The 26,060-nt window shown below is 75.3% G+C and carries 22 protein-coding genes; 10 read left to right on the plus strand and 12 right to left on the minus strand.

Going from position 1 to position 26,060, the window contains the following annotated elements; genetic code table 11:
• Nucleotides 1-79 precede the first annotated feature (79 nt).
• Both ACZ597_RS10470 and ACZ597_RS10475 read left to right on the plus strand, forming a co-directional pair.
• Nucleotides 80-1,261: a DUF6777 domain-containing protein gene (locus tag ACZ597_RS10470; RefSeq protein ID WP_471327661.1), complete on the plus strand. Its 1,182-nt coding sequence runs from the start codon at nucleotides 80-82 to the stop codon at nucleotides 1,259-1,261.
• Between the two features lie 12 nt (nucleotides 1,262-1,273).
• Nucleotides 1,274-3,388 carry a SpoIIE family protein phosphatase gene (locus ACZ597_RS10475; protein WP_471327664.1) on the plus strand — a complete coding sequence of 705 codons (2,115 nt, stop codon included), beginning with the start codon at nucleotides 1,274-1,276 and terminating at the stop codon, nucleotides 3,386-3,388.
• Here ACZ597_RS10475 and ACZ597_RS10480 read toward each other — a convergent pair.
• The 4 genes from ACZ597_RS10480 to ACZ597_RS10495 all read right to left on the minus strand — a co-directional run bounded on the left by ACZ597_RS10480 (nucleotide 3,364) and on the right by ACZ597_RS10495 (nucleotide 7,830).
• A complete protein-coding gene (locus tag ACZ597_RS10480) occupies nucleotides 3,364-4,176 on the minus strand; it encodes a DUF4328 domain-containing protein (protein ID WP_471327666.1) in 813 nt (270 codons plus the stop codon). The two genes, ACZ597_RS10475 and ACZ597_RS10480, sit on opposite strands and share 25 nt — an antisense overlap.
• Before the next feature lie 159 nt (nucleotides 4,177-4,335).
• Entirely contained in the window at nucleotides 4,336-6,261 is a 1,926-nt protein-coding gene (locus ACZ597_RS10485; protein ID WP_471327669.1) for an ABC transporter permease, read from the minus strand.
• Between the two features lie 130 nt (nucleotides 6,262-6,391).
• A complete protein-coding gene (gene modA, locus ACZ597_RS10490) occupies nucleotides 6,392-7,207 on the minus strand; it encodes a molybdate ABC transporter substrate-binding protein (protein ID WP_471327670.1) in 816 nt (271 codons plus the stop codon).
• 227 nt (nucleotides 7,208-7,434) lie between these two features.
• Nucleotides 7,435-7,830 (minus strand): TOBE domain-containing protein, encoded by a 396-nt coding sequence (locus tag ACZ597_RS10495; RefSeq protein WP_471327673.1) that lies wholly within the window; start codon nucleotides 7,828-7,830, stop codon nucleotides 7,435-7,437.
• Nucleotides 7,831-7,964: 134 nt separating this feature from the next.
• On the opposite strand from ACZ597_RS10495, the gene ACZ597_RS10500 reads away from it, so the two are divergent.
• A complete protein-coding gene (locus ACZ597_RS10500) occupies nucleotides 7,965-8,375 on the plus strand; it encodes an RNA-binding S4 domain-containing protein (protein ID WP_471327675.1) in 411 nt (136 codons plus the stop codon).
• A gap of 195 nt (nucleotides 8,376-8,570) precedes the next feature.
• On the opposite strand, the gene ACZ597_RS10505 is transcribed toward ACZ597_RS10500, so the two are convergent.
• From ACZ597_RS10505 to ACZ597_RS10520, 4 genes are all read right to left on the minus strand, one after another.
• Nucleotides 8,571-8,978 (minus strand): PTS-dependent dihydroxyacetone kinase phosphotransferase subunit DhaM, encoded by a 408-nt coding sequence (locus ACZ597_RS10505; protein WP_471327678.1) that lies wholly within the window; start codon nucleotides 8,976-8,978, stop codon nucleotides 8,571-8,573.
• Entirely contained in the window at nucleotides 8,975-9,583 is a 609-nt protein-coding gene (dhaL, locus tag ACZ597_RS10510) for a dihydroxyacetone kinase subunit DhaL (RefSeq protein ID WP_471327680.1), read from the minus strand. Before dhaL ends, ACZ597_RS10505 begins: the two co-directional genes overlap by 4 nt.
• Before the next feature lie 37 nt (nucleotides 9,584-9,620).
• Complete coding sequence (gene dhaK, locus ACZ597_RS10515) at nucleotides 9,621-10,625, minus strand: dihydroxyacetone kinase subunit DhaK (RefSeq protein ID WP_471327682.1); 1,005 nt, start codon at nucleotides 10,623-10,625, stop codon at nucleotides 9,621-9,623.
• 225 nt (nucleotides 10,626-10,850) lie between these two features.
• Nucleotides 10,851-11,315: a MarR family winged helix-turn-helix transcriptional regulator gene (locus tag ACZ597_RS10520; protein WP_471327685.1), complete on the minus strand. Its 465-nt coding sequence runs from the start codon at nucleotides 11,313-11,315 to the stop codon at nucleotides 10,851-10,853.
• Between the two features lie 111 nt (nucleotides 11,316-11,426).
• On the opposite strand from ACZ597_RS10520, the gene ACZ597_RS10525 reads away from it, so the two are divergent.
• From ACZ597_RS10525 to ACZ597_RS10535, 3 genes are read left to right on the plus strand one after another with little or no spacing between them, the layout of a single operon-like run.
• Nucleotides 11,427-11,987: a DoxX family membrane protein gene (locus tag ACZ597_RS10525; protein ID WP_471327687.1), complete on the plus strand. Its 561-nt coding sequence runs from the start codon at nucleotides 11,427-11,429 to the stop codon at nucleotides 11,985-11,987.
• 33 nt (nucleotides 11,988-12,020) lie between these two features.
• A complete protein-coding gene (locus ACZ597_RS10530; protein WP_471327690.1) occupies nucleotides 12,021-12,530 on the plus strand; it encodes a MarR family winged helix-turn-helix transcriptional regulator in 510 nt (169 codons plus the stop codon).
• A 33-nt stretch (nucleotides 12,531-12,563) separates the two neighbouring features.
• Nucleotides 12,564-14,357: a glycoside hydrolase family 15 protein gene (locus tag ACZ597_RS10535; protein ID WP_471327692.1), complete on the plus strand. Its 1,794-nt coding sequence runs from the start codon at nucleotides 12,564-12,566 to the stop codon at nucleotides 14,355-14,357.
• Between the two features lie 60 nt (nucleotides 14,358-14,417).
• Here ACZ597_RS10535 and ACZ597_RS10540 read toward each other — a convergent pair whose 3' ends face one another.
• Nucleotides 14,418-15,824, minus strand: a complete 1,407-nt coding sequence (locus tag ACZ597_RS10540; protein ID WP_471327694.1) for an APC family permease — start codon at nucleotides 15,822-15,824, stop codon at nucleotides 14,418-14,420.
• Nucleotides 15,825-16,282: 458 nt separating this feature from the next.
• Between ACZ597_RS10540 and ACZ597_RS10545 the strand changes: the two genes are divergently transcribed.
• On the plus strand, nucleotides 16,283-17,590 hold the full coding sequence (locus ACZ597_RS10545) for a serine hydrolase domain-containing protein (RefSeq protein WP_471327696.1): 1,308 nt from the start codon (nucleotides 16,283-16,285) through the stop codon (nucleotides 17,588-17,590).
• On the opposite strand, the gene ACZ597_RS10550 is transcribed toward ACZ597_RS10545, so the two are convergent.
• Together ACZ597_RS10550 and ACZ597_RS10555 are read right to left on the minus strand one after the other, a co-directional pair.
• Nucleotides 17,562-19,673, minus strand: coding sequence for a PP2C family protein-serine/threonine phosphatase (locus ACZ597_RS10550; RefSeq protein WP_471327968.1), 2,112 nt, complete (start codon nucleotides 19,671-19,673; stop codon nucleotides 17,562-17,564). The genes ACZ597_RS10545 and ACZ597_RS10550 overlap by 29 nt on opposite strands.
• A gap of 82 nt (nucleotides 19,674-19,755) precedes the next feature.
• A complete protein-coding gene (locus tag ACZ597_RS10555) occupies nucleotides 19,756-21,168 on the minus strand; it encodes an MFS transporter (protein ID WP_471327969.1) in 1,413 nt (470 codons plus the stop codon).
• A gap of 264 nt (nucleotides 21,169-21,432) precedes the next feature.
• On the opposite strand from ACZ597_RS10555, the gene ACZ597_RS10560 reads away from it, so the two are divergent.
• Both ACZ597_RS10560 and ACZ597_RS10565 read left to right on the plus strand, forming a co-directional pair.
• Entirely contained in the window at nucleotides 21,433-22,350 is a 918-nt protein-coding gene (locus tag ACZ597_RS10560; RefSeq protein WP_471327698.1) for a LysR family transcriptional regulator, read from the plus strand.
• 101 nt (nucleotides 22,351-22,451) lie between these two features.
• Nucleotides 22,452-23,168, plus strand: coding sequence for a class I SAM-dependent methyltransferase (locus ACZ597_RS10565; protein ID WP_471327699.1), 717 nt, complete (start codon nucleotides 22,452-22,454; stop codon nucleotides 23,166-23,168).
• A 13-nt stretch (nucleotides 23,169-23,181) separates the two neighbouring features.
• Here the strand turns inward: ACZ597_RS10565 and ACZ597_RS10570 are convergent, their stop codons facing one another.
• Nucleotides 23,182-24,093, minus strand: coding sequence for an alpha/beta hydrolase fold domain-containing protein (locus tag ACZ597_RS10570; RefSeq protein WP_471327700.1), 912 nt, complete (start codon nucleotides 24,091-24,093; stop codon nucleotides 23,182-23,184).
• 228 nt (nucleotides 24,094-24,321) lie between these two features.
• Here ACZ597_RS10570 and tdh point away from each other — a divergent pair, with 228 nt between their 5' ends.
• A complete protein-coding gene (tdh, locus tag ACZ597_RS10575; RefSeq protein ID WP_470963490.1) occupies nucleotides 24,322-25,350 on the plus strand; it encodes an L-threonine 3-dehydrogenase in 1,029 nt (342 codons plus the stop codon).
• The last annotated feature ends 710 nt before the right edge of the window (nucleotides 25,351-26,060 follow it).

Consider the following 26,060-nt stretch of genomic DNA (forward strand, 5'->3'; position numbering starts at 1 on the left):
CCCCGGCGGACCCGGCGGACCCGGCGGACCCGGCGGACCCGGCGGCGGGGAGCCGCCCCGGGGGCCCTGGTGGCGTTCGGTGCCCGGGCTGGCGACGGTGGCCGTGGCGCTCGCCGCGGTGGTCACCCTGGTGGTGGTGCTGACCCGGCCCGGCGGCGGGGGCGGCACCCCGCAGCGGGCCGCGGCCGAGGTGTTCCTCCAGCCGGCCGCCGAGTCCGGGCGGGACCCCTTCACCGAGTCCAGCGCCGCGGCGCAGGCCACCCCGCCGCCCGAAAGCCCGCCGCAGGGCACCGCCGCGCCCGGCGCCGCCACGGGTACCCGCAGCATCAGCGGCTCCTCGCCCGGGCTCTACGGCGGCACGAAGGACATCGCCAGCTGCGACGTGGAGAAGCAGATCACCGCCCTGACCTCGCAGCCCGCCAAGAACGCCGCCTTCGCCTCGGCCCTCGGCATCCGGCCGGAGGCCGTCCCCGGCCACCTGCGCTCGCTCACCCCCGTGCAGCTGCGGATCGACACCCGGGTCACCAACCACGGCTACCGCGACGGCCGGGCCACCCCCTACCAGGCGGTGCTCCAGGCCGGGACGGCCGTGCTCGTGGACGACCGCGGGATGCCGAGGGTGCGCTGCGCCTGCGGGAACCCGCTGGGACCGCCGGTGGCGCTGAAGGCCGATCCGAAGCGCTTCGGCCGGCCCTGGTCCTCGTACCGGCCGGCCCAGGTGGTGGTCGTCGCACCGTCGGTGACGGTCGTGAACAAGTTCGTCATCTACGACCACCACGACCGCCGCTGGCTGGAACGCGACCGCGGCGCCGCTCCCGAGCCCGACCGGCCCGTCAGGCCGCCGGTCGGCCCGCCCGTCGTCTCCCCGCCGGTGGTCTCGCCCCCGGTCGTGTCCCCGCCGCCCGCGTCCCCGACGGTCTCGCCGCCGGCGGTCCTCCCTCCGCCGCTCGTCGTCACGCCGTCGGAGCCGCCCCGGCAGCCGACACCCACCCTGACCGGGACCACCCCGCCGCCTGCCGCCACACGGCCCCCGACCCCGACCCCGACCCCGGCCGAAACGCCGACCGGCGCGGGGACCCCGACGGACACCGCTCCTCCGCCGGACAAGGCCACGCCCACGGCCACGCGGACCGCACCCCCGCCGGGCCTGACCGGCGACCGGACGACCGCCCCGGCCACCGTGACCAGCCCGCCGCCGGCCACGCCCCCGGCGGACCGTCGGACCGGCCCGGAGCACATGCCGAGCCAGGGGGAACAGTGAGACCCTGGCTGCATGGACCAGCGGGGACGGACCCCGGAGGTGGAGTGGCCCGCGCGGCCCGACCTGAGCCTCGCGCTCAACCGGATGGGCACCTTCGACTGGGACCTCGACAGCGGGCGCCTGTACCTGGACACCACCGCCCTCGAGGTCCTCGACCTGCGCCCGGAGCAGTTCGACGGGACCCCCGCCGGACTGCGCCGCCGTGTCGTGCCCGGCGACAGGGCCCGGCTGGACGGCCGGGTGGACCGGGCACTGAAGGACGGCCGCAGCCACTACGGCGCGTACTTCCGCACCCTGCGCGAGGACGGGACACCGGGCTGGACCCACCTCCAGGGGCACGTCCTGCGGGACCCGCACGGCCGCGCGTACCGGGTCATCGGCATCCTCCGCGACGCCGACCAGGACCCCGGGGAGCCCGGCGCCGCGGGCGAGCGGGACGAAGGCCGGCGCCGGATGACCGGGGTCGTCGAGCGGACCACCGCGATCCTCGCGCACGCCCGCACGGTCAACGACGTGACCGACGTGCTCAAGGACCCCGAGGCGCTCGGCCACCTCGGCGCCGTCAGCGTCATGCTCGGCGTCGTAGACGGCGGCCGGATCCACCTCGTCGCGGAAGGGCAGCTGGGCTCGTACGTGCCGGAGATCGAGTACACCCGCATCGACGCGGAGTTCCCGATGAGCGAGGCCGTACGGACCATGCAGCCGGTCTTCCTCACGTCGCGCGAGGAGTTCCGGCGCCGCTACCCGCTGCTGTGGCCGTACGTCGAGCCGCTGGCCGTGCGCAGCGGGGTCTACCTGCCGCTGATCGCGCAGGGCCGGCCCGTCGGCGCCCTCGGACTGCTGTACAGCCGCGACGGGGACTTCGACGGGGAGGAGCGCAACCTGCTGGTGGCGCTCGGCAGCGGGATCGCGCAGGGCCTGCAACGGGCCATGCTCTTCGAGCAGGAGCACGACCTCGCCGAGGGCCTCCAGCGGGCCATGCTGCCCCGGGCCATCCCGGAGGTGCCGGGCGCGCTGATCGCCGTACGGTACCGGGCCGCCCGGGTCGGGCGGGACATCGGCGGCGACTGGTACGACGTGGTCCCCCTCGGCGAAGGCCGGGTCGGGGTGACGATCGGCGACGTCGAGGGCCACGACACGGACGCGGCGGCCGTCATGGGGCAGCTGCGGATCGTGCTCCGCGCCTACGTCCTGGAGGGCCACACCCCCGGCACGGCGCTGGCGCGGGCCTCCGCCTTCCTCCGTGACCTGGCGACGGAGCGCTTCGCCACCTGCACCTACGCCGAACTGGACCTGAACACCGGGATGCTGCACATCGTGCGGGCCGGCCACCTCGACCCGGTCGTGCGGCGCGGGGACGGCAGCTGCCACCGGATCCAGGTGGTGGGCGGGCTCCCCCTCGGCCTGCCCCCGCGCGAGCAGCCGGGCAGCGGCTCCGGCTACCCCGTCACCACCCTCGAACTGCACCCCGGGGACACCCTGTTGCTGTGCACCGACGGCCTCGTCGAACGGCCCGGCGGCGACACCGACACCGGGATGCGGGAGTTCATGGCGGCCGCCGAGCACGGCCCGGCCGACGTCGAGGAACTCGCCGACGTGCTGTGCGACCTCGTCGGGGACGCGGGCGGCGGGGACGACATGGCCCTGCTCCTGCTGCGCCGGCGCGGCACCCCCGCCCCGCGCGGCGGGGGGCCGCTGCGCCAGCGCCTGGTACCGGGCGACGCGGACGGCCCGGCGATGGCCCGGCACCTGATCCGGGCGGCGGTGGCCGCCTGGGGTGCCCGGGAGCGGGCCGACGAGATCGAGCTGGCCGCGGACGAGCTGATGACCAACGCCCTCGTCCACACCGACGGCGGCGGGCAGGTCGCCCTCCGGCTGACCGGAGCGGGCCGGATCCGGATCGAGGTCGAGGACCGGAGCAGTGCCCTGCCCCGCCGCCGGGAGGCCGACGACTGGGCGGTGTCGGGCCGGGGCCTGCTGCTGGTCGAACGGCTCGCGGACGCGTGGGGCGTGGAGCCCCGGGGCGCCGGCAAGTGCGTGTGGTGCGAGTTCGCCGTACCCGTCCCCGCCGCCCCCCGGGCGGGTGCGGGTACGCAGAGGAGTCAGACGGCGGCGTACGGGCCCTGAACGGCCTTCACGTCCTGCAGGGCCGTCAGCTTGCGGACGAACAGCACCGCGAGGACGGCCGCCGCGACCGTCGTCAGGTCGGTGACGACACCGAGCACCGAGACGTCGCGCAGGCCCTCGGGGGACTCGGCGCGGACGTACGCCACACCGAGGACCCGGTCGAGGAGCACCGCCAGGACCCACACGAGCCACCAGGACGTCACCGGAGCCGTCGAGACGCGGCGGTACGAGCCGTCCGGCGCGAGCTGGACGCTGGCCTCCCAGGTCTGCTTCGCCACCCAGTACGGAAGGAAGAGGTTGCCGAGGGGGACGAACCAGGAGCCGATGGCCCAGCCGCCCGCCAGGGTGAAGCCGTCGGGGCGGAAGACCTGGCCGTTGGCGCGCACCCGGTGGAACCAGATGACGAAGACCACGGCCGTGACGACCAGGACCAGCAAGTGCAGGGACCCGGCGAAGCCGGTCAGCACGTCGGCCAGGTCGAGCGTGCCGGGCGGGACCGAGGAGGGGTCGGACGCGACGCCCCGCATCAGCGACCACGTGAACAGGTTGGCGGCGGCGGAGAAGAGGTCGACCACGGCCGCCCCGCAGAGCAGCACCGTCAGCGCCGTCGCGAGGCCCAGCGGGGAGCGCAGCTGCTGCACGGGCGGCGGCGGTGCGTACGGGAAGGACTGGGCGGGGTAGGGGGTTCCGGGCAGCGGAGGGCCGGCCGGGTAGGGGGTCGCCCCGTACGGCGGCTGCGCGCCGGGGCCCTGCGGTGGCGGCGGCGATCCGGGCGCGCTGAAGGACATGGTGAAGGACCCCCCACGGGACGTGCGAAAGTGCGGTGAAGAAAGGGATACCGGCCGGTCGAACGCCGGTCCGGGCAGCGCTGAACATATGTCAGTGCCGCGTCCGGCGTCCAAACCGTTTACCGCCCCCGGCCGCCCCGGGCCGTTCCTGGCCGAAAGCTACAGCGGCACCAGCGTGACCTCGGTGGCCTTCACGCTCGTCCACACCGGCGCGCCGTCGGCCACGCCGAGCTCGGCGGCCGCCTCCGGGGTGATCTCCGCGACCAGGTCGGGCGCCTCGTCCGAGGCGACGAGCACGCGCAGCCGGCTGCCGGCCGACGTGACCTCCCGTACGGTGCCCGGCCAGACGTTGCGGGGGCTGCCGCCCGGGCGGTCCCGGTGCAGCGACACGGCTTCCGGGGCGATGATCGCCAGGGCCTGCGCCCCCTCCGGCAGGGTCTCCGCCACCACCAGCCGGCCGCCTCCGGCGAGCGCGAGCCCTTCGGCGGAGGCGGTGCCGGGCCAGGCGTTGCGGCCCAGCATCCGGGCCACCCACGGCGAGCGCGGATGCCGGGTCACCTCGGCGGGCGGCGCGTCCTGGAGGGTGCGCCCGTCGGCCAGTACGAGCACCCGGTCGGCCAGTGACACCGCCTCGACGGGGTCGTGCGTGACGATCAGGCAGACCCCGCCGAAGCCCGCCAGGTGCCTGCGCAGGGTGTGCCGCACGTGCGCCCGGGTCGTCTGGTCGAGGGCGGCGAGGGGCTCGTCGAGCAGCAGCAGCCGGGGCCGGGCGGCCAGCGCCCGGGCGAGGGCCACCCGCTGCGCCTGCCCGCCCGACAGCTGCGTCGGCCGCCGCTGGGCGAGGTGGCCCACCCCGAGCCGGTCCAGCCACAGCTGCGCCTCGCGGCGGGCCTCGGCGCGCCCGACCCGGCGGGCGCGCAACCCGTACGCGGTGTTGGCCAGGGCGCTCAGGTGCGGGAACAGCGCCCCGTCCTGCGGGACCCAGGCCACCTGCCGCCGGTGCGGGGGCAGCGCGGTGACGTCGGTGTCCCCGAGCCGCAGCTCGGCGCGGGCGCGCGGGGTCAGGCCGAGCAGGGCGCGCAGCAGGGTGGTCTTGCCGGCGCCGTTCTCGCCCACGACGGCGATGGTGGTGCCGGGTCCGGCGTCGAGGGTGAGCTCGTTGAAGCCGGTGACCTCGGCGTGCAGGGGCCAGCGGCCGCCGTCGGCCCGGGCAGGGACGGGGCCGGGGGTCTCCTCGGGGGCGGCGGGGGCGGGTGCCTCCGGCCCGGCCCCGGGGGCCTTGGGGGTCACGGGCGTGCCGGTCCAGCGGCCGCGCAGGGCGATGAGCACGCCCATGGCGATGGCGAGCAGCAGCAGGGAGACCGAGGTGGCCGCCTCCGGCTGGTCCTGGAGCAGCAGGTAGACCTGGAGGGGCAGGGTCTGGGTGGTGCCCGGCAGGTTGCCGGCGAAGGTGATGGTCGCGCCGAACTCGCCGAGCGCGCGGGCCCAGGTGAGGGCGGCGCCCGCGATCAGGCCGGGGGCCACCATGGGCATGGTCACCGTGAAGAACACCCGGACCGGCGAGGCGCCGAGGGACGCGGCGGTCTCCTCGTAGCTCTGCTTCAGCCCGCCGAGTGCTCCCTCCAGGCTGATCACCAGGAAGGGCATGGCGACGAAGGTCGCCGCGACGACCGCGCCGGAGGTGTGGAACGGCAGCGTGACGCCGAAGACGTCCTCCAGCCACGGCCCGAGCAGCCCGCGCCGTCCGAAGCCGAGCAGCAGCGCGACACCGCCGACGGTCGGCGGCAGCACCATCGGCAGCAGCACCAGTGAGCGGACGAAGGACTTGCCCCTGAACTCGACCCGGGCCAGCAGCCAGGCGAGCGGCACGCCGAGCAGCAGTGAGAGTCCGAGCGCCCACAGGGACACCAGCAGCGAGAGCTTCAGGGCCGTGACCACACCGGGGCTGGTGAGGTGGGCGCCGAGTTCGCCCCACTGCGTACGGGTGAGGATGCCGACGAGCGGCAGCAGCAGGAACGCGACGGCGAGCAGCGCGGGGAGCGCCAGCGTCACGGGGGGCCGGGTGCGGGTGCGGAGTCTGCTCATGGGGTGATGGCGGTTCCTGGTCGGGGCCGGGGAGGGATCCTACGGAGCGTACGGGCGCGGCGCGGGCGCCGGACACGCCGAAAGGGGCTGCCCGTCCCCCCGGACCGGGCAGCCCCTCAGGCCGTGTCGGCTAGGCCTTCTGGAAGCCGGCGTCCTGGAGGATCTTCTGCGCCTCGGGGCTGCTCAGCCAGGCCACGAACGCGGCGGCGGCCTCGGCGTTCTTGGACTGCTTCAGGGTGGCGGCCGGGTAGGAGGCGACGGCGTTCTGCTCGTCCGGGATGTCGACGGCGACGACCTTGTCACCGGACTTGATGGTGTCGGTCTTGTAGACGAGGCCGGCGTCGGCCTCGCCCAGCTCGACCTTGCTCAGGACGGCGCGGACGTTGGGCTCCTGGGAGACCGGCTTCACCTCGATCTTCTGGGCGTCGAGGATCTGTTTGCTGTAGCGGCCGACCGGGACCTCGGGCGCCGCGAGGACGACCTTGGTCTTGGTGTCGGCGAGGTCCTTCAGCTCGTCGATCTTGAAGGGGTTGCCCTTGCCCGTGGCGATGACCAGGCGGTTCTTCGCGATGACCGTGGCGTCGTTGGTCTCGGCCTTCAGGCCGTCCATGGTCTTGGTGTCGGCGGTGACCAGGGCGTCGGCCGGGGCGCCCTGCTTGACCTGGGCGGCGAGTTCCTGGGAGCCGGCGAAGGAGACGGTCACCCTGGTGCCGGGGTGGGACTTCTCGTAGGCGGCCTTCGCCGTGTTGAACACGTCGGTGAGGGAGGACGCGGCGAGCACGGTGAGGTTCGCGGCCTTGGCCCCGGCGGAGGCGGGTGCCGAGGGGGAGGCGGCGTCGTCGGCCTTCTTCTCGTCGCCGCTGCTGCCGCAGGCGGACAGCGGTACGAGCAGGGCGGCGGTGAGCGCGGCGGCGGCGATGCGGCGGGTGTTCGGGGTGGCGGACATGAGCGGGTGCTCCTCGGTCGGGTCGGCGGCCGGCCGGGTGCCGGAACCGCGCGGTGGTGACCCGCGCCGGTGACGGGCGGAGCGGGTGGGACGAGCGGATGGGGGACGAGCGGGTGGTCTGGGTCCGTCTCCGGGTGGCCCGGCCTGGTCCGGGCCTGGGTCTGGGTCCGTCTCAGGGCCTGGGTCTCGGCCGGGGTCTCGGCCTGGGTCTGGCCGTCGGGTCCGGCTCAGACGCGGTCGACGTGCACGCTGGTCGACTTCACGCGGGCGGTGGCCCGCATGCCGACCTCCAGCCCGAGCTCCTCGACGGCCTCGCGGGTGAGGAGGGAGACCAGCCGGTGGGGACCGGCCTGGATCTCGACCTGGGCGGCGACGTCGCCGAGCCTGACGGCCGTGACGATGCCGGGGAAGGCGTTGCGCACCGAGGTGTAGGACTCGCCGTCCTCGGTGTGGGCGCCCTGCCCCACCTCGACGGAGAAGGCCGCCAGGTCGCGGCCGTCGATCAGGCGGCGGCCGCCCTCGTCGCGATGGGTCGCGACCCGGCCGGCGTCGGCCCAGCGGCGCGCGGTGTCCGGGCTGACGCCCAGCAGACGCGCCGCCTGTCCGATGGTGTAGGTCTGCATGTGCGACAAGGTAGGGGGAACGAACCTGCATGTGCAATTCGTTTGGCTTGATCTCTATCGCATATGCCATGTCCCTTGTGGTATCTGCCAAAATCCGTTCCGCTTCGGGGCCGCCGGATCGCTAGAGTCGGGGCATGACTGACGGTACGAGGACCACGCAAACGGGGGCGGCCCCGCTGGAGACGGGGACCGCGCGGGTGGACGCCTGGATCTGGTCGGTCCGGCTCACCAAGACCCGCTCCGTCGCGGCGACGGCCTGCCGGGCGGGCCACGTGAAGGTCAACGGCGAACGGGCGAAGCCCGCGCAGCAGGTGCGCGCGGGCGACGAGGTACGGCTCTTCCACGCGGGCCGCGAGCGGATCGTCGTGGTCCGGCGGCCCGTGACGAAGCGGGTCGGGCCTCCGGTCGCCGCCGAGTGCTACGTGGACAACAGCCCGCCGCTGCCGACCCCGGTGGAGGCCGCGGTGGTCGGCATCCGCGACCGGGGCACGGGCCGGCCGACGAAGCGGGACCGCCGGGAGATGGAGACCCTCCGCGGCCGCTAGCCTCCGGCGGCGCGGCCGCCCGGCCGCTGCGCGGGGAGGGGACACGCCCCGCGCAGCGGCAGACGCGCAGCCTCCGGGCAGACGCGCAGCCTCCGGGCAGACGCGCAGCCCCCGGGCACACGCGCAGCCTCCGGGCACACGCGCAGCCTCCGGGCACACGCGCAGCCCCCGGGCGCACGCGCAGCCCCCGGCGGGTCACGCCTTCCGGTAGGCGTACGCCTCCTCGGCCGCCGCCGCGACGGCTTCCAGCGGAGCCCCCGCCGACGCGGCCACCACCGCCGCCACCGCGCCCTCCAGGAACGGGGCGTCCACCAGACGGGATCGGGGCGGGAGTTCCTCGTCCTCCAGGAGCGCCTTCACGGTCAGCACCGAGCTGCCCAGGTCCACCAGCAGCGCGACCCCGGCCCCCCGGTCCACCGCCGACGCGGCCGCCGTGATCAGGTCCGCGCTCGTGCCGAGCCCGCCGTCGGCGGTGCCTCCCGCCGGGGCCACCGGCGCCACCGCCCCGCCCGCCGCGATGCCCCGCGCCAGCTCCGCCACCGACTCCGCGACCCCGGCGCTGTGCGACACCAGCACGATCCCGACCAGCGCCCCGCCGCTCACGCGGCCCCCTCCGCCGCGTCGGCCAGCGCGCCCAGCAGCAGGGCGGCCGAGGTGGCTCCCGGGTCCTGGTGCCCGACGCTGCGCTCCCCGAGGTAGCTGGCGCGGCCCTTGCGGGCCAGTATCGGAACCGTCGCCAGCGCCCCGCCCTCCGCCGCGTTCCCGGCGGCACGGTAGGACGTACCCAGCGCCGCGACCCCCGGGACCAGCGCGTCCAGCATCGTCTTGTCGCCCGGGGCCGCCCCGCCCAGCCGGGCCACCGCGTCCACCCCGGCGTCCAGGGCCCCGCGCAGCTCCCCGTCGGAGACCTCGGCGGCTTCCCCGAGCTCCTTGCCGGCGCGCCGCAGCAGCGTCCCGTACAGCGGTCCGGACGCGCCGCCCACCGTGGAGATCAGGGTGCGGCCGGCCAGCTGGAGCAGCGCCCCCGGCGCGGCCCCCGGGTCGGCCCCGGCGAGCGCCGAACGCACGGCCGTGAATCCCCGCAGCAGGTTCGCCCCGTGGTCGGCGTCGCCGATGGGGGAGTCGAGCTCGGTCAGCCGGTCCGCCTCCCGTTCCACCGCCGCCGCGGCGGCCTCCATCCAGCGCCGGAAGAACTCCGCGTCCCGCATCCCGTCTCCTCCGCCTTCCCGTACGTCCGCCACGCGCTCAGCAGCCCCAGCGCAGGGCGGCCGTCCGCACCGGCGCGTCCCACAGCCGCAGCAGTTCGTCGTCCGCCCGGCACACGGTCACCGAACAGCCTGCCATGTCCAGGGAGGTGACGTAGTTTCCGACGAGCGCCCTCGCCACCGGCACGCCCCGCGCGGCCAGGACCGCGGCCACCTCCGCGTGGAACCCGTACAGCTCCAGCAGCGGGGTCGCGCCCATTCCGTTGACCAGCAGCAGCACCGGACCGGCCGGCGGCCCCGTCTCCGCGAGATCGTCCAGTACGGCCGCCACCGCCACCTCCGCGATCTCCCGCGAGGTCATCATCGCGCGCCGCTCCCGGCCCGGTTCGCCGTGGATCCCCACGCCCAACTCCAGCTCCCCGTCCGGGAGGTCGAAGGTCGGGCTGCCCTTCGCGGGCGTGGTGCACGCGCTGAGCGCCACGCCGAAACTGCGGGAGGAGTCGTTGACCCGCCGGGCGAGGGCGGCGACCCGCTCCAGCGGCGCCCCCTCCTCGGAGGCCGCCCCGGCGATCTTCTCGACGAAGAGGGTGGCTCCGGTGCCGCGCCGGCCGGCCGTGTAGAGGCTGTCGGTCACGGCGACGTCGTCGTTGACGAGCACCCGCTCCACCCGCAGGCCGTCCTCCTCCGCCAGCTCGGCGGCCATCTGGAAGTTCAGCACGTCCCCGGTGTAGTTCTTGACGACGAACAGCACCCCCTGACCGGCGTCGACGGCGCCGGCCGCGTGCAGCATCTGGTCGGGTACCGGCGAGGTGAACACGGCGCCGGCGCAGGCGGCCGAGAGCATCCCGGGGCCCACGAACCCGGCGTGCAGCGGCTCGTGCCCGGACCCGCCCCCGGACACCAGCCCGACCCGTCCGCCGGCCCGCGCGTCCCGCCGTACGACGACCTGCCGCTCCACGTCGACGTCGAGCTCGGGGTGCGCGGCCGCCATGCCGCGCAGCGCGTCGGAGACCACGGTGTCGGGCGAATTGATGAGCATCTTCACGGAAACCTCCCGGTGCGGTGGAGTCGTGCCCTGCGACCTGCTGCCGACGGTATGGCAGAGAGACCCGCCGAGGTGGCCGAACGTGGACGCGGCGCCATCGGCGTACGCGCGTCGGCGGGGTCCGTTCCGCCTGCGAGGGCTCCGCGGGAGGAACCGTGACCGCGCTGGGCGTGCTGCCCGCGCCGCGCCCGCGGCCCCCTGGTCCCGCCCCGGGTTCCCCCGTGCCTAGGCCCCCTGTTCGCGCAGGCGGCGGCTGACCTCGCCGAGGCCGTCGGCGAGGGCGTCCAGCTGTTCGGGGGTGAGTACGTCCACGAGGGCCGCGCGGACCGCCGTGACGTGGCCGGGGGCGGCCTCCTCCAGGCGGGTGCGGCCCGCGTCCGTGAGGACGGCGAAGACGCCCCGGACGTCCGAGGGGCAGCTGCGGCGGCGGACCAGGCCGGCCTTCTCCATCTGGCCGACCTGGTAGGTCAGGCCGCTCTTGGAGTTGATCAGCCCGTTGGCGAGCTCCGTCATGCGGAGTTCCTGGCCGGGCGCCGCGGCGAGCCGCACGAGGATCTCGTACTGGGGGTGGGAGAGTCCGGAGTCGTCCTTCAGCTGCTGGTCGAGGTGCCGGTTCACCAGGGCGGAGGCGGCCAGGAAGCCCCTCCAGGCCCGCATCTCGCGGTCGTCCAGCCATCTCGGTTCAGCCATGGCGCCAGGGTACACGAGTTGTTCGAATTTGAATCACTGGCTATGGTCGGGCTCAAGCAGGTTCGAATTTGAACCAATCCCCTCGGGCCGCCCGACCGGAAGGACCCCCCCATGAGCAGCGCCACCGCCACCGCGACGAAGACCCCGGCCGCCGCGCAGGCCGCCGCACCCGTCGCCGACACCTCCTCCTACGACGCCGGGCTGCTCCTGCTGCGCGTGGTCCTCGGCCTCACCGTCGCCGCCCACGGCACCCAGAAGCTCTTCGGCTGGTTCGGCGGCGGCGGGATCGGCGGCACCGGCCAGTTCTTCACCGCCAGCGGCTACCCGGCCGGCGACGCCATGGCCGCCCTCGCCGGCCTGACCGAGACCCTCGGCGGCCTCGGCCTCGCCCTCGGCCTGCTCACCCCGCTCGCCGGTGCGGCCGTCACCGGCACGATGATCAACGCCGTGGCCGTCCACGGCACCGGCGCCTTCTTCGCCCCCGAGGGCATGGAGTACGAGCTCCTGCTCGCCGTGGCCGCCGCCGCCCTGACCCTGGCCGGACCGGGCCGCCACGCCGTCGACCGGTTCCTGTCCGTCCCCGCCCTGCGCACCCACCGCCTCGCCCTCGGCGCCCAGGCCCTCGCCCTCGGCGTGGTCCTCGCCGTCGTGACCCTCTTCATCCGCGGCTAGGCCGAAGCCCCGGCTGCCGGTAGCGTCGTGATCATGAAACCGCCCACCGGCAACACCACCGACCAGGCGCCCGCCGACCCGGCCGCCGCCGACGACGCGCTCGCCAACCAGCCCATCGGCTACTGGAGCGGCCTCGCCCACGAGGCCGTGACCCGGCACCTGCGCGACGCCATGGCCCGGATCGACGTCACGCAGCCGCAGTACTGGGTGCTCAACCGGGTGAACGGCGGGCCCGCCGCGCCCGCCCGCGAGGAGGTGGTCGCCCAGCTGACCCCCCTCGCGGACGGGCCGCACGAGATCGCCCGCGTCGTCGACCAGCTGCTCCACCGCGGCTGGCTCCGCGGCGACCAGGACGGCCGGCTCGGCCTGACCGACGAGGGGGAGGCCGCCAGGCTCCGGCTGCGCGCCCTCGTGACCGAGCAGCGAGCCGTCGTCCACGAGGGCATCGACGACGCGGAGTACGTCGCCGCGCTCAAGGTGCTGCGCAGGATGACCGCCAACGTCGAGGCCGCCCGCGCCGCCGCCCACCCCCAGGCGGGCTGATTGACCCCCGGCGTTCGGGGGAAAAGCGGATGAATGACACAACCCATCGAAGACTACGCACTCATCGGCGACCTGATGACCAGCGCACTGGTCGGCCGTGACGGGTCCGTCGACTGGCTGTGCCTGCCGCACTTCGACTCCGCCGCCTGCTTCGCCGCCCTCCTCGGCAACAAGGAGAACGGCCACTGGCGCATCGCCCCGGCCGCCGCCGAGAACGGCGAACGGTGCACGCGGCGGGCCTACCTGGACGACTCGCTGGTCCTGGAGTCCTACTGGGAGACCGACGAGGGCACCGTCAGGGTCGTCGACTTCATGCCGCAGCGCGACAACGCGCCCGACGTGATGCGGATCGTCGAGGGGGTCTCCGGCCGGGTCACCGTCCGCAGCACCCTGCGGCTGCGCTTCGACTACGGCCACGTCGTCCCCTGGGTCCGGCGCAGCGAGGGCGACCGGGTCGCGGTCGCCGGACCCGACTCGGCCTGGTTCCGCAGCGAGCCGCCCGTACACACCTGGGGCGAGGACCGCAGCACCCGCTCGGAGTTCACCGTCGGCCCCGGCGAGAAGGTCGCCTTCGTGCTGACCTGGCACCCCTCGCACGAGCCGCGCCCCGAGCCCGCCGACCCGTACGAGGCGCTGGAGCAGAGCCTCGACGACTGGCGCGAATGGGCCGGCCAGTGCCGCTACGAGGGCCCGTACAAGGAAGCCGTGACCCGCTCGCTGATCACCCTCAAGGCCCTCACGTTCGCCCCCACCGGCGGCATCGCGGCCGCCGCCACGACCTCCCTGCCCGAGGAGATCGGCGGGGTCCGAAACTGGGACTACCGCTACTGCTGGCTCCGCGACGCCACCCTGACCCTGGGCGCCCTCCTGTCCACCGGCTTCCTCGACGAGGCGCGGGCCTGGCGGGGCTGGCTGCTGCGCGCCGTCGCCGGCGACCCGGCCGACCTCCAGATCATGTACGGCATCGCCGGCGAGCGCCGCATCCCCGAGGCGGAACTGCCCTGGCTGCGCGGCTACGCACGCTCCGCCCCGGTCCGGGTCGGCAACGCCGCCGTGGACCAGCTCCAGCTCGACGTGTACGGAGAGGTCCTCGACGCCCTCCACCTGGCTCGGGCCTCCGGGCTGGCCTCGGAACGGCACGCCTGGAAGATCCAGCTCGCCCTCCTCGACTTCCTGGAGCGCAACTGGCACCGCCCGGACGAGGGGCTGTGGGAGGTGCGCGGCCCGCGCCGCCACTTCACCCACTCCAAGGTGATGGCCTGGGTCGCCGCAGACCGGGCCGTGCGGACCCTGGAGAACGCCCCGCACCTGCCCGGCGACATCGGGCGCTGGCGGGCCATGCGGGACGAGGTGCACCGCGACGTCTGCGACAAGGGCTACGACCCCGAGCGGGGCACCTTCACCCAGTACTACGGCTCCCGCGAGCTGGACGCCGCCACCCTCCTCATCCCCCGCGTCGGCTTCCTCCCGCCCGACGACCCCCGCGTGATCGGCACGGTCGACGCCGTCCGGGCGGAACTGGGCAGCAGCGGCCTGGTCCGCCGCTACAGCACCGAAGGACCCTCCGTCGACGGACTCCCCGGGGACGAGGGCACCTTCCTGGCCTGCTCGTTCTGGATGGCCGACGCCCTGCACATGACCGGCCGGACCAAGGAGGCCCGCGAACTCTTCGAGAAGCTGCTCGCCGTGCGCAACGACGTGGGCCTGCTCGCCGAGGAGTACGACACCCGCGCCGGCCGCCAGCTCGGCAACTTCCCGCAGGCGTTCAGCCACGTCGGCCTGGTCAACACCGCGATCGCCCTGTCCGGCACCGAAGCGGCCGGCTGACCCCCGCGCACACGGCGAGGGGCCGCCGCGAACCCGCGACGGCCCCCCTCACCCGTGCGGTCAGACCGCCGGCTCGTCCTCCGTGTCCGGGATGCTGACCAGCCAGCGCGAGTCCTTGCGCGGCCGCAGGTACAGCGCCCAGTAGAGGGTGGCGGCGGCGGTGATGCCGCCGGTCCACAGCAGGTACTGGGTCTCCTGCTGGGTCAGGATGTACGCGAAGACGAGGATCAGCACGACCGGCACGGCCGGCCACAGCGGCATCCGCCAGGCGGCCTTCTCCCCGTGCGCCCCGCGCCGGCTGAACAGCGCGGCCACCGCGACCAGCAGGTACATGCCGGTCACCGACACGCCGGTCACCCCGTACAGGGTGTCGAGGTTGACGAAGCACATGGCCGCGCCCGGCAGGCCGACCAGCAGCGTGGCCACCCAGGGGGAGCCGAACCGGCCCAGCCGGGACAGACCGCGGTTGACCGGCTCGGGCCAGGCCTTGTCGCGGGCCGAGGCGAAGAGCACCCGGGAGTTCTGGATGACCATCACGATGCCGGCGTTGACGATGGCCAGGGCCACGCAGAGGCTGACGAAGGTGCCGACGGCCGAGTTCGACCAGGCCGTCACCATCGCGCCGAGGTCGCCGGAGGTCAGGGCCTCCAGGTCCGGGGCGCCCATGGTGATCGCGATGACCGGCACGAGGATGACGGCGGAGGAGATGGCGAGGGTGGCGAGCACGGTCCGCGGGACGTCGCGGCGCGGCTGCTCCAGCTCCTCGGAGAGGTAGACGGCGGTGGAGAAGCCCTGGGTGACGAAGAGCGCGATCGCCAGCCCGGAGACCACCATCATGGCCGTCACCGAGGAGACCCCGCCGCCCTCGGCGGCCACCGAGCCGTGCACCAGGGCGTCGGCGCCCCGCTCGCTGTGGGCGAAGCCGAGCACGGCGACCAGTGCGGCGGCGACCACCTCCAGCACGAGGAAGACGCCCGTGATCCAGGCGTTGGCCCGCAGGTCCAGCAGACCGGCCAGGGTGGCGAGCAGCATCACGCCGGCGCCGGCCACCGGAGCCGGTACGTCGATCACCGGGGAGAGGTAGTCGGCCGTCCCCATGGCGATCACGGGCGGCACGATCATCACCACGAGCAGGGACAGCACGAAGACGAGCCAGCCGGCGAGCCGGCCCGCGAGGGTGGAGACCATGGCGTACTCGCCGCCGGCGCTGGGGATGAGCGTGCCCAGTTCCGAGTAGCAGAAGGCCACGCCGACGCAGAGCAGCGAGCCGATGGCGATGGTGAGCGCGGTCCAGGTGCCGAGACCGGAGAAGAGGTCGGGCACGACGACGAAGAGGGTCGAGGCGGGCGTCACGCACGACAGCGTGAGCAGTGTCCCGCCGACGACGCCGATGGAACGCTTGAGCTTCTGCGGGGTGGGGCCGGTGGCCGGGGCGAGGGCCTGAGGTGCGCTGATCGTGTCAGTCATCGGTGCGAGGTTCCGATCGGCAGAGCGGTGAAGGAGTGCGGGAGCGGTATCGCCTCCGGGGCGGTGGTGGGCACTTCGTTCGCGTGGCTCCCGGGCCGCTATGCAAGCTCCACGAGATCCGCAGGTCAATAGCTGTTCACCTGCGGAATCCATCGTGGATCACGCCTCCGGGCGGCCGATCCCGGTGTTAAGGCCGCGTAAATATTGACCGGGCGGGGGGTGCGGGAACCGCAGCGAGATCCAATGAATTTCCCTCCGCTTTGCCCGGAGCCGGAAGACCTCCCGGGGCGCCGGGTGGGAGCGGGGTGGGAGGTGTGGATGGGCCTGGGGGCCTATGCCGCATGCGCCGGGATCGTCCCCTGGCCCGATGGGCGGCCGGTGTCGGGCCGAGAGAATTCCAGGCACAAGATCGCTCGCCGGCTCTCGGCGGGCCGCCGCACGGACCAGGGGAGATCCACGTGGAACGCGTACAGCAGCACGGGCACGGCCGGTTACGCGGCGCGGCGGCGGCCGTCGCCGTCGGGCTGGCCCTCCTGGCCGGGACGCCCCCGGCGCAGGCCGCCCCGGACCCGCGGGCCGCCGCAGGCGTCGACGGAACCGCCCTCGCCCAGCGCCTGGACGCCGTCCGGGCGGCCGGCATGTACGGGGCGTACGGCACGGTCCGCGACGGCCGCGCCCGCTGGGACGGGGCCACCGGCCTCGCCGACACGGCCACCGGCCGGCCCGCCACCCCCGGCATGCGGCACCGGGTCGGCAGCGTCACCAAGACCTTCACCGCCGTCGCCGTGCTCCGGCAGAACGCCGAGGGACGCATCGCACTCGACCGGCCCGTCTCGGACTACGTCCCCGAGCTCCTCCCGGGGGAGCGCGGCCGGAAGGTCACCGTACGGATGCTGCTCAACCACACCAGCGGCATCGCCGACTACGTCGCCGAGGCCTTCCCCTCCCTCAAGGAGGGCTCCACGCGCAGCCTCGACGACTTCCGCCACCGCACCGTCACCCCGGGCCGGCTCATCGGGCTCGCCACGGCCAGGCCCGCGCTCTTCGAACCGGGCGCCGGCTGGTCGTACTCGAACACCAACTACCTGCTGCTGGGCGAGGTGCTGCGCAAGGTCACCGGACGGGACCCGGAGGAGTTCATCACCCGGGACGTGATCCACCGGGCCGGACTGCGCGACACCTACTTCCCCGGTGCCGACCCGCGGATCAAGGGCCCCCATCCCCGGATGTACGAGTCCTGGTTCGGGCTGATCGACCCGCCGCGCGACTACAGCGACTACAACATGACCTTCGCCGGTACGGCCGGCGCGCTGGTCTCCACCACCGCCGACCTCACCACCTTCTTCCGGGCCCTGTTCCAGGGCGGGCTGCTGCCCGACGAGCAGCTGCGCCAGATGCGCACGACGGTGCCGGCCGAGGACGACGGCACCGGCCGGCCCGTCCGCTGGGGCCTGGGGATCCACGCCACGGACACCCCCTGCGGGCCCGTCTGGGGCCACGGCGGGACCGTCTTCGGCGCGGGCACGATGGCCCTGACCAGTGACGACGGCCGACGGCAGTACGCGGTCGGCTTCAACCTCCAGAAATACCAGCGCCTGGACGCCGACGGCCGCCCCCTCCCGCACCCCGTCGACACGGCTCTCGGCGCACTCCAGGAGCAGGCCCTGTGCCCGTCGGCCGCAGGTGCCCGCACCCCCGCCCCCGTGCCGGTTCCCGAGCCGCAGGACCCGCGCCTCCTCAGGAACGCCGCCCGGGCGCTCCGTTAGCGGTTCGGGAGGCCAGCAGCAGGGCGATGTCGTCCGGGCGGTCCGGCGTGCGGGCCGCCTCGGCGACCAGCCGGTCGGCCGTCTCCGTCAGCGGGGACGGCCGGGCCGTGGCCAGCGCCGCCCGCAGCCGCTCCACGCCCTCGTCGATGTCCGCCCCCGGCGTCTCCACCAGCCCGTCCGTGTACAGGGCCAGCACCTCGCCGGGCGCCAGTGCCAGCTCCGTCACCGGGTACCGCGCCCCGGGGTCGATGCCGAGCACCACTCCGCCCGCCAGGTCCAGCACCTCGGCCCGGCCGTCGGCGTGCCGCAGCAGCGGCTGCGGGTGCCCGGCGCGGGCGGCCAGGGCGCGGCCGGAGGCCGGGTCCAGCAGCACGTAGCAGCAGCTGGCGAACTGGCCCGGGTCCAGGTCGATCAGCAGCTGGTTCGTGCCCCGCACCACCTGGTCCGGGGCATTGCCGCTGAGCGCGAAGGCCCGTACAGCACTGCGCAGTTGGCCCATGGTCGCGGCGGCCGCCACCCCGTGTCCCTGGACGTCCCCGATGACCAGCGCCAGCCGGCCCGCGTCCGTCTCGATGACGTCGTACCAGTCGCCGCCGACCTCCATGCCGTCCGTCCCGGGCAGGTAGCGGCCCACCGTGGCCACCTCCCCGCGCACCGGCAGCCGGTGCGGCAGCAGGGCGGCCTGGAGCCCCCGGGCCAGCGCCGCCTCGCTGTCGTAGCGCCGGGCCCGTTCCAGGGCCTGCGCGATCAGGCCGGCCAGCGCCGTGAGGACCGTACGCTCCTCCGGGCTGAAGCCGCGCCGCTCGTCGAAGCCGAGGATGCAGGAGCCGACCGGGCGGCCGGAGGCGATCAGCGGCAGGAAGGCGCGGGCCCCGACCTCGGCGTCCAGCGGGATCCCCGGATAGGCCGCGGCCAGGTGCTCCATCGACTCGAAGAACAGCGGCCGGCCCGAGGTCAGGGTCTCCACCCCCGGCAGCCGCTCGTGGAGCGAGACCCCGTCGAAGCGGCTCAGGAACCCCTTGGGGAAACCGGTCTCCCAGGCGAGGTACAGGTGCCGTTCGTCCAGCATGTAGATGGCCAACTGCCGGCCGCCGAACGCGGGCAGCAGCTCCTCGGTGACCACGGCCGACACCTGGCGCGCGGTGACCGCCTCGGTGAGCGCGATCGCCAGGGCCACCGGCCGGTACAGGGAGGAGGCCCGGTCCGCCGGCGAACCGAGGCCGGCGCCCGGCCGGGCCACCGACCCCGGCGCGTAGGCGGGCGGCTCGGCGGTCTCCAGGGTCACCGTCACCCCCGACGGGCCCGGATACAGGCCGACCGACAGCCACTCGGCGGCCGCACCGGGACCGGCCCCGCTCCCGGGACCGGCCTCCGGGGGAGGGCCGCGCCGGGCCGCGAAGCGCACGGGCTCGCCCGAGATGAACACCCCGCGGAAGTGGTCCTCGTACGCGGAGTGTCCGAGCCAGGGCAGCGCCTCCCACAGCACGCGTCCGCGCAGCGGCGGAGCACCCGGCCCGAGCAGCTCCTCGGCGGCGGCGTTGGCGAAGGTGACGGCACCCTGCCGGTCCACGGACAGCACCGCCGCCCCCAGCCGGTCCACGGCCTCCCGGGCCTCCTGCCCGGCGGCCGCGGGCCAGGGCACGCACAGCGGGTCGCCGTCCCACAGGACCGGTTCCCCGGCGGCGTGCAGCGCGGCCAGCTCCCCGGCCAGCGTGGCGGCGGCCTCCCGCAGCCGCGCCCGCTCACCGGCCCCCAGCACCGCCCCGGGCGTCGCCGGCCGCAGCGCCAGCAGCACCCCGTAGCGCTCCGCCCCGGCGTGGACCGGCTCGTAGAACGACCCGAAGGGGAACGGCAGCCCGGCCATCAGCTGGGGGAAGCGCCGCATCGCGGCCTCCCCGTCCGGCAGGTGCACCGACTGCCCGGTGCGGTACGCCTCGGCGACCGGGTAGGGCCGGTTCACCTGCATCCGCCACCAGGGCCGGAACAGCCGCTCCGGCAGGCCCGTGACCACCGCCATCCGCAGCAGCCCGGCCGTGCCCGAGCGCAGGTAGACCCCGCCCGCGTACCCGCCGACGGCTTCCACGGCACCCACCGCCGCCCGCGCGAGCGCCCGGTCCCCGGCGACGGGGGCCGGGCCGACGCTGCCCGCTCTCGCCGTCACACAGTCAGGATGCGCCCTCCGGCCCGGCGGCTGCACCCGTTCGCCCCGGACCGCCCCCGCGGTAGCCGCGGACCACCGCCGCCGAGGCGACGAGCAGGGCGACCGCCACCGTGCGCAGCGCCACCCCCATGGCGTCGGTGAAGGCGGCCGCCTGCGCGGGATCCGCCGGGTTCCCGTGGAAGCGGGAGGCCAGCACCGTGCCGACCACCGCCACGCCGAGCGCCGCGCCGATCTCGCGGGCGGCGGTGTTCAGCCCCGAGCCCAGCCCCGCCTGGTGCGGAGGCAGCTCCGAGACCACCGTCAGGGTCAGGGAGGGCGCGCACAGCCCGGTCCCGACCGACAGCACCAGCAGGTAGCCGCCGTAGACGGCGTACGGGGTGCCCGCGTCGGCGGTGGACACCAGCAGCAGCCCGGCGGCGATCAGCAGCAGCCCGGCCCCGACCGGCAGCCGGGGCCCGGTCCGCTGGGCGAGCCGCGCGCCCAGCCTGGGCACCACCGCCATGCCGACGGTGAGCGGGACGATCGCCAGCCCCGCCAGGGCCGGCGAGAAGCCCTTGGCGTACTGGAGGTACTGGGCGTTGACGAAGAACAGGGAGAACAGCCCGAAGAAGGCGGCGCCGATGCCCAGCGTCCCCGCGCGCAGCCCGCGCGAGGCGAAGACCCGCGGGTCCAGCAGCGGGCGGGCGGCGCGCAGCGCGTACGCGGTGAAGGCGGCCAGCAGCACCGCCCCGGCCCCGAAGGAGCCCAGGACGCGGACCGAGGACCAGCCGTACGAGGGCCCCTCGATGATCCCGTGGACCACCGCGAACAGCGCTCCGGCCAGGACCAGGGCCCCGAGCGGGTCGACGGCGGCGTCGGCGCGCGAAGGGGTGCGCGGCACCGCGACGGCCACGGCGAGGGCGAGCAGCGCGGCCAGCGGGACGGCCCCCCAGAACAGGGCGCGCCAGGTCAGGAACTCCCCGGCCAGGCCCCCGAACACGTTGCCCGCCAGGCCCCCGAGGCCGGCGGACAGGGTCCAGGTGGCCAGCGCCTGCCCGCGCCGCTCGGGCGGGGTCAGGCGGACAAGAACGGACATGGTGGCGGGCATGACCAGCGCCGCCCCGGCCCCGGACAGCCCGCGTCCGGCGATCAGTACGGCCGGGCCGGCGGCGAGGGCGCTGAGCGCCGCCCCCGCGGCGAACAGGCCGAGCCCGGCCAGCAGGGCGCCCTTGCGGCCGTACCGGTCACCGAGCGCCCCGGCCGGGATCAGCAGCGCGGCGAAGACGATCACGTACGCGTCGACCGCCCACAGCAGCTGGCCCGGGGCGGGGTGCAGGGTGGAGGCGGCGAGCTCGGGGATCAGCAGGTTCACGGCGGCGACCATGCCCTGCGCGACGAGCACGCAGGCGCACAGGACCAGCAGGGCGGGGCGGGACAGCCCGGGGCCGGGGAGCCCGGACGGGCCGGGGCCGGACGGGGCGGGGCCGGACGGGGCGGGGCCGGACGGGGCGGGGCCGGACGGGCCGGGCGTGGCGGCACCGGCCGGGGACGGTGTGCGGGCATGGCGGATCACGGCTCCTCCTCGGAGTCGGTGAAGGGTGGTGGAAGGGGGGCGGGAGAAGGCCGGTCCGGCCCGATCGCCCCGGAAACCACCGTAGGGTTGGCGTGACCTGCTTTCCAGTGCAAGTTCCGCAAGGGATGAATGCGTGTGACGCAATCCGCATCGGGCCTGCCCGGGGTGGACCTCAACCTGCTCGTCGCCCTCGACGTCCTCCTGGAGGAGTCGAGCGTGTCCCGGGCCGCCTCCCGCCTGCACCTCTCCGAGCCCGCCATGAGCCGGACCCTGGGCCGGATCCGCAAGGCCCTCGGCGACCCCGTACTCGTCCGCGCCGGACGCACGATGGTCCCCACCCCCCACGCGCTCTCCGTCCAGGGCGAGGTCCGGGCCGTGGTGGAACGCGCCCGCGCCCTGTTCCTCACCGGCGGCAGGGTGGACCTGGAGACCCTGACCCGCACCTTCACCGTCCTGGCCCACGACTCCTTCGCCGCCGCGTTCGGCGCCGCCCTCTTCCGCCGCACGGCCCGCGAAGCGCCCGGGGTGCGGCTGCGGTTCCTCTCCGAGAGCCACGTCGACCTCCCGATGCTGCGCGAGGGGGTCGCCGATCTGGAGTTCGGCGTCATCGACGCCCGTTCGCCGGAAGTGCGCACTGAGCACCTCTTCGACGACAGGGTGCTCGGCGTCGTGCGCAGCGGCCACCCGCTGCTGCGCGGCCGGATCACCGCGCGCCGGTTCGCCGCCGGGGAGCACCTGACCGTGTCCCGGCGCGGCCGGCTGGAGGGGCCGGTGGACGACGCCCTCGCGGAACGGGGCCTGTCCCGCAGGGTGGTGGGCAGCATGGCCTCGTTCTCGGCGTCCCTCATCGTGCTGCGGGAGACCGACCTGATCGGCCTGGCCGCCTCCCGGACCGTCCCGCAGACCGACGCGCTCGGCCTCGTCACCTTCGAGGTCCCCCTGGAGCTGCCGCCGCTGCCGATCGGGCTCGCCTGGCACCCCCGCCACGACGCCGACCCGGCGCACGTCTGGCTGCGCGCCTGCGCCCGCGAGCTGCTGCCCGGCTGACACGGCCCGGTGGGCGGCGATGCGCCGAACGCCTCCCCCGAAGGGGGGAACGGGCCACCGGGCACGCCGTCGTCCGCGCCCCCGCCGGGGAGGCATCCCGCATGCGACACCAGGACGACGACACGCACCCGGCCCCCCGCGCGGCCTTCACGGCGGCCGACGCCTTCACCCTCCGCACCGCCCTCGACGCCCTCGGCGGGGTCCGCGACCTCGACACCCTCGACGTGGCCTGCGGACACGGCGGCACCGCCGCACTCCTGGCGAGCGGCGGCGCCCGGCGCACCGTCGGCGTCGACAGCTGTCCGGACCGGGTCCGCCGTGCCCGGGCGTCCGCGCCCCCCTCCGCCTCCGTCGAGTACGTGGTCGCGGACGCCGTCGACATGCCGCAGCTCGGCCCCTTCGACCTGGCCACCGCCGTCTACCTGTTCAGCCACGCCCCCGACCGGGCCGCCCTGCACGCCATGTTCCGCGGCATCCGCGCCAACCTGCGCCCCGGCGGGCGGCTGCTCTCGCTCGTCCGCAACCCCGGGGCGTACCCGCGCGTGGACTGGTCCCCGTACGGGATGCGCATCCTCGACCGGCTGCCGGAGGGCGACGCCCCGCTGCTGAAGGCGCAGTTCCTGACCGAGCCGCCGCAGCACTTCGAGTACCGCGAATGGGCGCACGCCGACTTCGCCGAAGCCGCCGTCGACGCCGGCTTCAGCACCGTCGGCTGGCAGCCCTCCCGCACCCCGCCCGCCGACGCCGCGCGCGACGAGGCGTACTGGACGGCGTACCGCGCCTGGCCGGTCAGCTCGCTGATGACGTGCACCGCCTAGACACGGCCCCGGTTCACTCCTGGTCGGCGGTCTCCCCGATGAGCTCGACGATCCTGTCCCGGGCCGCCCGTCCCTCCGGGACCGGCAGCAGCGGGTACGCGTGCGGCATCCCCGGCTCCTCGTGCCACTCCACCCGCGCCCCGGCCGCGCCGGCCCGCCGCCGCAGCTCGTGGCTGTCGGTGGCCAGCACGTCCCGGGTTCCGGTGAACACCGTCAGCGGCGCCAGCCCCTCGAAGGAGCCGTGCAGCGGGCTCACCCGGGGGTCGTCCGCCGCGAGGGTCCCCGCGTACAGCCGCCCCGCCTCGGCCAGCCCCGCCCGGGCCAGCACCGGATCGGCCGCCTCCAGCGCGGCCTGGCCCGGGTGGCTCATGCTCAGGTCGAGCCAGGGGGAGATCAGCACGATCCGCGACGGCTGCGCCCCGGTCCGCTCCCGCAGCCGCTGCGCGGCGGCCAGCGCCAGTCCGGCGCCCGCGGAGTCCCCGATCAGCACCGTCCCGCCGGCGCCGCCGCTCTCGATCAGGCCGCTCAGCAGATCGGCGGCCACGGGGACGTTCCGGTCGGCGGTCCCGCGCGGGGCGAGCACGTACGCCGGGACGACCACCCGGGCCCGGGCCCGGGTCACCAGGGTGCGGATCAGCGACCAGTGCGGCCGGACCAGCTCGTCGATGTACGCGCCGCCGTGCACGTACAGCACCCGCGCCACGGGCTCCCGCCCGCGCGGCGAGGCGTCGTACACCGGCCAGGCCCCGACGAAGGTCCGCGACAGTTCCGCGACCCGGCCCAGCGAGCGCGGCGGCAGATGCGAAGCGGGCCTGCGGGCCGCCTGCGCCACCGCCGCCCGGACCGCTTCGGCGGTCGCGAAACGTCTTCGCCGCCCCGTCGCCACCAGTGCGGCCGAAAACGCCCTGCTGCGCAGACTCGGCACGCCCCTCACCTCCCCTTTTCCCCGGTGAGGGACCATAGCGCGGCTTCCGCCCCCGGGCCCCATCCCCGTCCAGGGAGGAGCATAGGCGTGAAGCTGCGCTGTCGACCCGCTTAAGAAAGTCTCGATGGACTGATCACCGCGACGATCGGCAGATTGGTGCCCGTCACCAACGCCACCCGCGTACCGGCGGGAGCGGCAACACCCCTTCGCACGCCTGGAGCCACCGCCATGAAGGCACTCGTCAAGCACAAGGCCGAGCCCGGGCTGTGGCTCATGGACGTCCCGGAGCCCGAGTACGGCCCCGGCGACGTGCTGATCAAGGTGCTGCGGACCGGCATCTGCGGGACCGACCTGCACATCCGCGCCTGGGACGGATGGGCGCAGGGCGCCGTCAAGACCCCGCTGGTGCTCGGTCACGAGTTCGTCGGCGAGGTCGCGGCGGTCGGCGCGGACGTCCGCGACATCGAGACCGGCGCCCTGGTCAGCGGCGAGGGCCACCTGGTGTGCGGGAAGTGCCGCAACTGCCTGGCCGGCCGCCGCCACCTGTGCCGCTCCACGATCGGGCTCGGGGTCGGCCGCGACGGCGCCTTCGCCGAGTACGTCGTCCTCCCCGCGCAGAACGTGTGGGTGCACCGGACCGCCGTGGACCTCGACGTGGCGGCCATCTTCGACCCCTTCGGCAACGCGGTGCACACCGCGCTGTCCTTCCCGATGGTCGGCGAGGACGTGCTGATCACGGGCGCGGGCCCGATCGGCATCATGGCGGCGGCCGTCGCCAAGCACGCCGGCGCGCGCAACGTGGTCATCACCGACGTCAGCCCCGAGCGGCTGGAGATCGCCCGCAAGGCCGGCGCCACGCTCGCGGTGAACGTCGCCGAGTCCTCCATCGCCGAGGCGCAGACGCGGCTGGGGCTGCGCGAGGGCTTCGACGTCGGCCTGGAGATGTCGGGCCGCGCGGAGGCGATGCGCGACATGATCGACAACATGACGCACGGCGGCAAGATCGCGATGCTCGGCCTGCCGGCCCAGGAGTTCCCGGTGGACTGGGCGAAGGTCGTCACGTCGATGATCACCATCAAGGGGATCTACGGGCGCGAGATGTTCGAGACCTGGTACGCGATGACGGTGCTGCTGGAGGGCGGCCTCGACCTGTCGCCGGTCATCACCGGCCGCTACTCGCACCGCGACTTCCAGGCCGCCTTCGACGAGGCCGCCACCGCCCGCAGCGGCAAGATCATCCTCGACTGGACCGCGTAGGCATCCGGCGGCACCCCGACAGGCCTCCGACCCGTGAGCCGGGTCCAGGATCCGCGCCCGGGCCCCGACCGAACCCCGGATCCGGCCGGCCTGGCCGGGACCGTGGTCCGGGCACCGGGCGGGACGCCGACCCGGTCCGGGACCCTGCTCCGGGCTCCCGCTCGCGAACGCGGACGGGACCCTGCTCCAGGCTCCTGTTCGGGACCCCGGCTCCGGCCCCCGGGCCGGATCCCGGCTCCAGAGCCTGCTCCGGGATCCGGACATGGACCCCGGCTCCGGGCTCCGGTTCGGAGGCCGGGCGGCCCCCCCCGGGCTCCGAACCCTGGCTCCAGAGCCTGGTTCGGGCCCCGGACGGGGACTCAGGCTCCGAGCTCCGGCTCGGGACCCGGCTCCGGCCGTCTGACGCCGGGACGGGTTCCGCAGGCCGGCGCGGCCGTCCGAAAGGGGACGGCCTACACCGCGCTTGCGGAGCGGACCGGGCCGGGTCGGGCCGACGGAACGTGTCGGCCACCCACGGCCCGACCGGCCGCCGGAGGCACCGGCAGCCGCTACCGTCGTCCCCGGCGGCCGCCGGCCGCCGCAACCACAAGACCATCTCCCTCCGGGCCGGGCCCCGCACACCCTCCCCCCTCCGCGGGGCCCGGCCCCACCCTCAGACCCGTCCGCCCCGCCGGGCGGCACCCGGCCCCTCCTCCCCGTCCGCCGGACGG

Source organism: Streptomyces sp. NPDC040718 (assembly GCF_055593565.1).

What these genes read in the sequence shown, in the direction of transcription:
- ACZ597_RS10480 (WP_471327666.1), bottom strand. Translation starts at nt 4,176, where the DNA reads ATGTCCTTCAGCGCGCCCGGATCGCCGCCGCCACCGCAGGGCCCCGGC.
- modA (WP_471327670.1), bottom strand. Translation starts at nt 7,207, where the DNA reads ATGTCCGCCACCCCGAACACCCGCCGCATCGCCGCCGCCGCGCTCACC.
- ACZ597_RS10520 (WP_471327685.1), bottom strand. Translation starts at nt 11,315, where the DNA reads ATGGCTGAACCGAGATGGCTGGACGACCGCGAGATGCGGGCCTGGAGG.
- ACZ597_RS10565 (WP_471327699.1), top strand. Translation starts at nt 22,452, where the DNA reads ATGCGACACCAGGACGACGACACGCACCCGGCCCCCCGCGCGGCCTTC.
- dhaL (WP_471327680.1), bottom strand. Translation starts at nt 9,583, where the DNA reads ATGCGGGACGCGGAGTTCTTCCGGCGCTGGATGGAGGCCGCCGCGGCG.
- ACZ597_RS10475 (WP_471327664.1), top strand. Translation starts at nt 1,274, where the DNA reads ATGGACCAGCGGGGACGGACCCCGGAGGTGGAGTGGCCCGCGCGGCCC.
- ACZ597_RS10525 (WP_471327687.1), top strand. Translation starts at nt 11,427, where the DNA reads ATGAGCAGCGCCACCGCCACCGCGACGAAGACCCCGGCCGCCGCGCAG.
- tdh (WP_470963490.1), top strand. Translation starts at nt 24,322, where the DNA reads ATGAAGGCACTCGTCAAGCACAAGGCCGAGCCCGGGCTGTGGCTCATG.
- ACZ597_RS10535 (WP_471327692.1), top strand. Translation starts at nt 12,564, where the DNA reads ATGACACAACCCATCGAAGACTACGCACTCATCGGCGACCTGATGACC.
- ACZ597_RS10485 (WP_471327669.1), bottom strand. Translation starts at nt 6,261, where the DNA reads ATGAGCAGACTCCGCACCCGCACCCGGCCCCCCGTGACGCTGGCGCTC.
- ACZ597_RS10500 (WP_471327675.1), top strand. Translation starts at nt 7,965, where the DNA reads ATGACTGACGGTACGAGGACCACGCAAACGGGGGCGGCCCCGCTGGAG.
- ACZ597_RS10560 (WP_471327698.1), top strand. Translation starts at nt 21,433, where the DNA reads ATGCGTGTGACGCAATCCGCATCGGGCCTGCCCGGGGTGGACCTCAAC.
- ACZ597_RS10530 (WP_471327690.1), top strand. Translation starts at nt 12,021, where the DNA reads ATGAAACCGCCCACCGGCAACACCACCGACCAGGCGCCCGCCGACCCG.
- ACZ597_RS10495 (WP_471327673.1), bottom strand. Translation starts at nt 7,830, where the DNA reads ATGCAGACCTACACCATCGGACAGGCGGCGCGTCTGCTGGGCGTCAGC.
- ACZ597_RS10540 (WP_471327694.1), bottom strand. Translation starts at nt 15,824, where the DNA reads ATGACTGACACGATCAGCGCACCTCAGGCCCTCGCCCCGGCCACCGGC.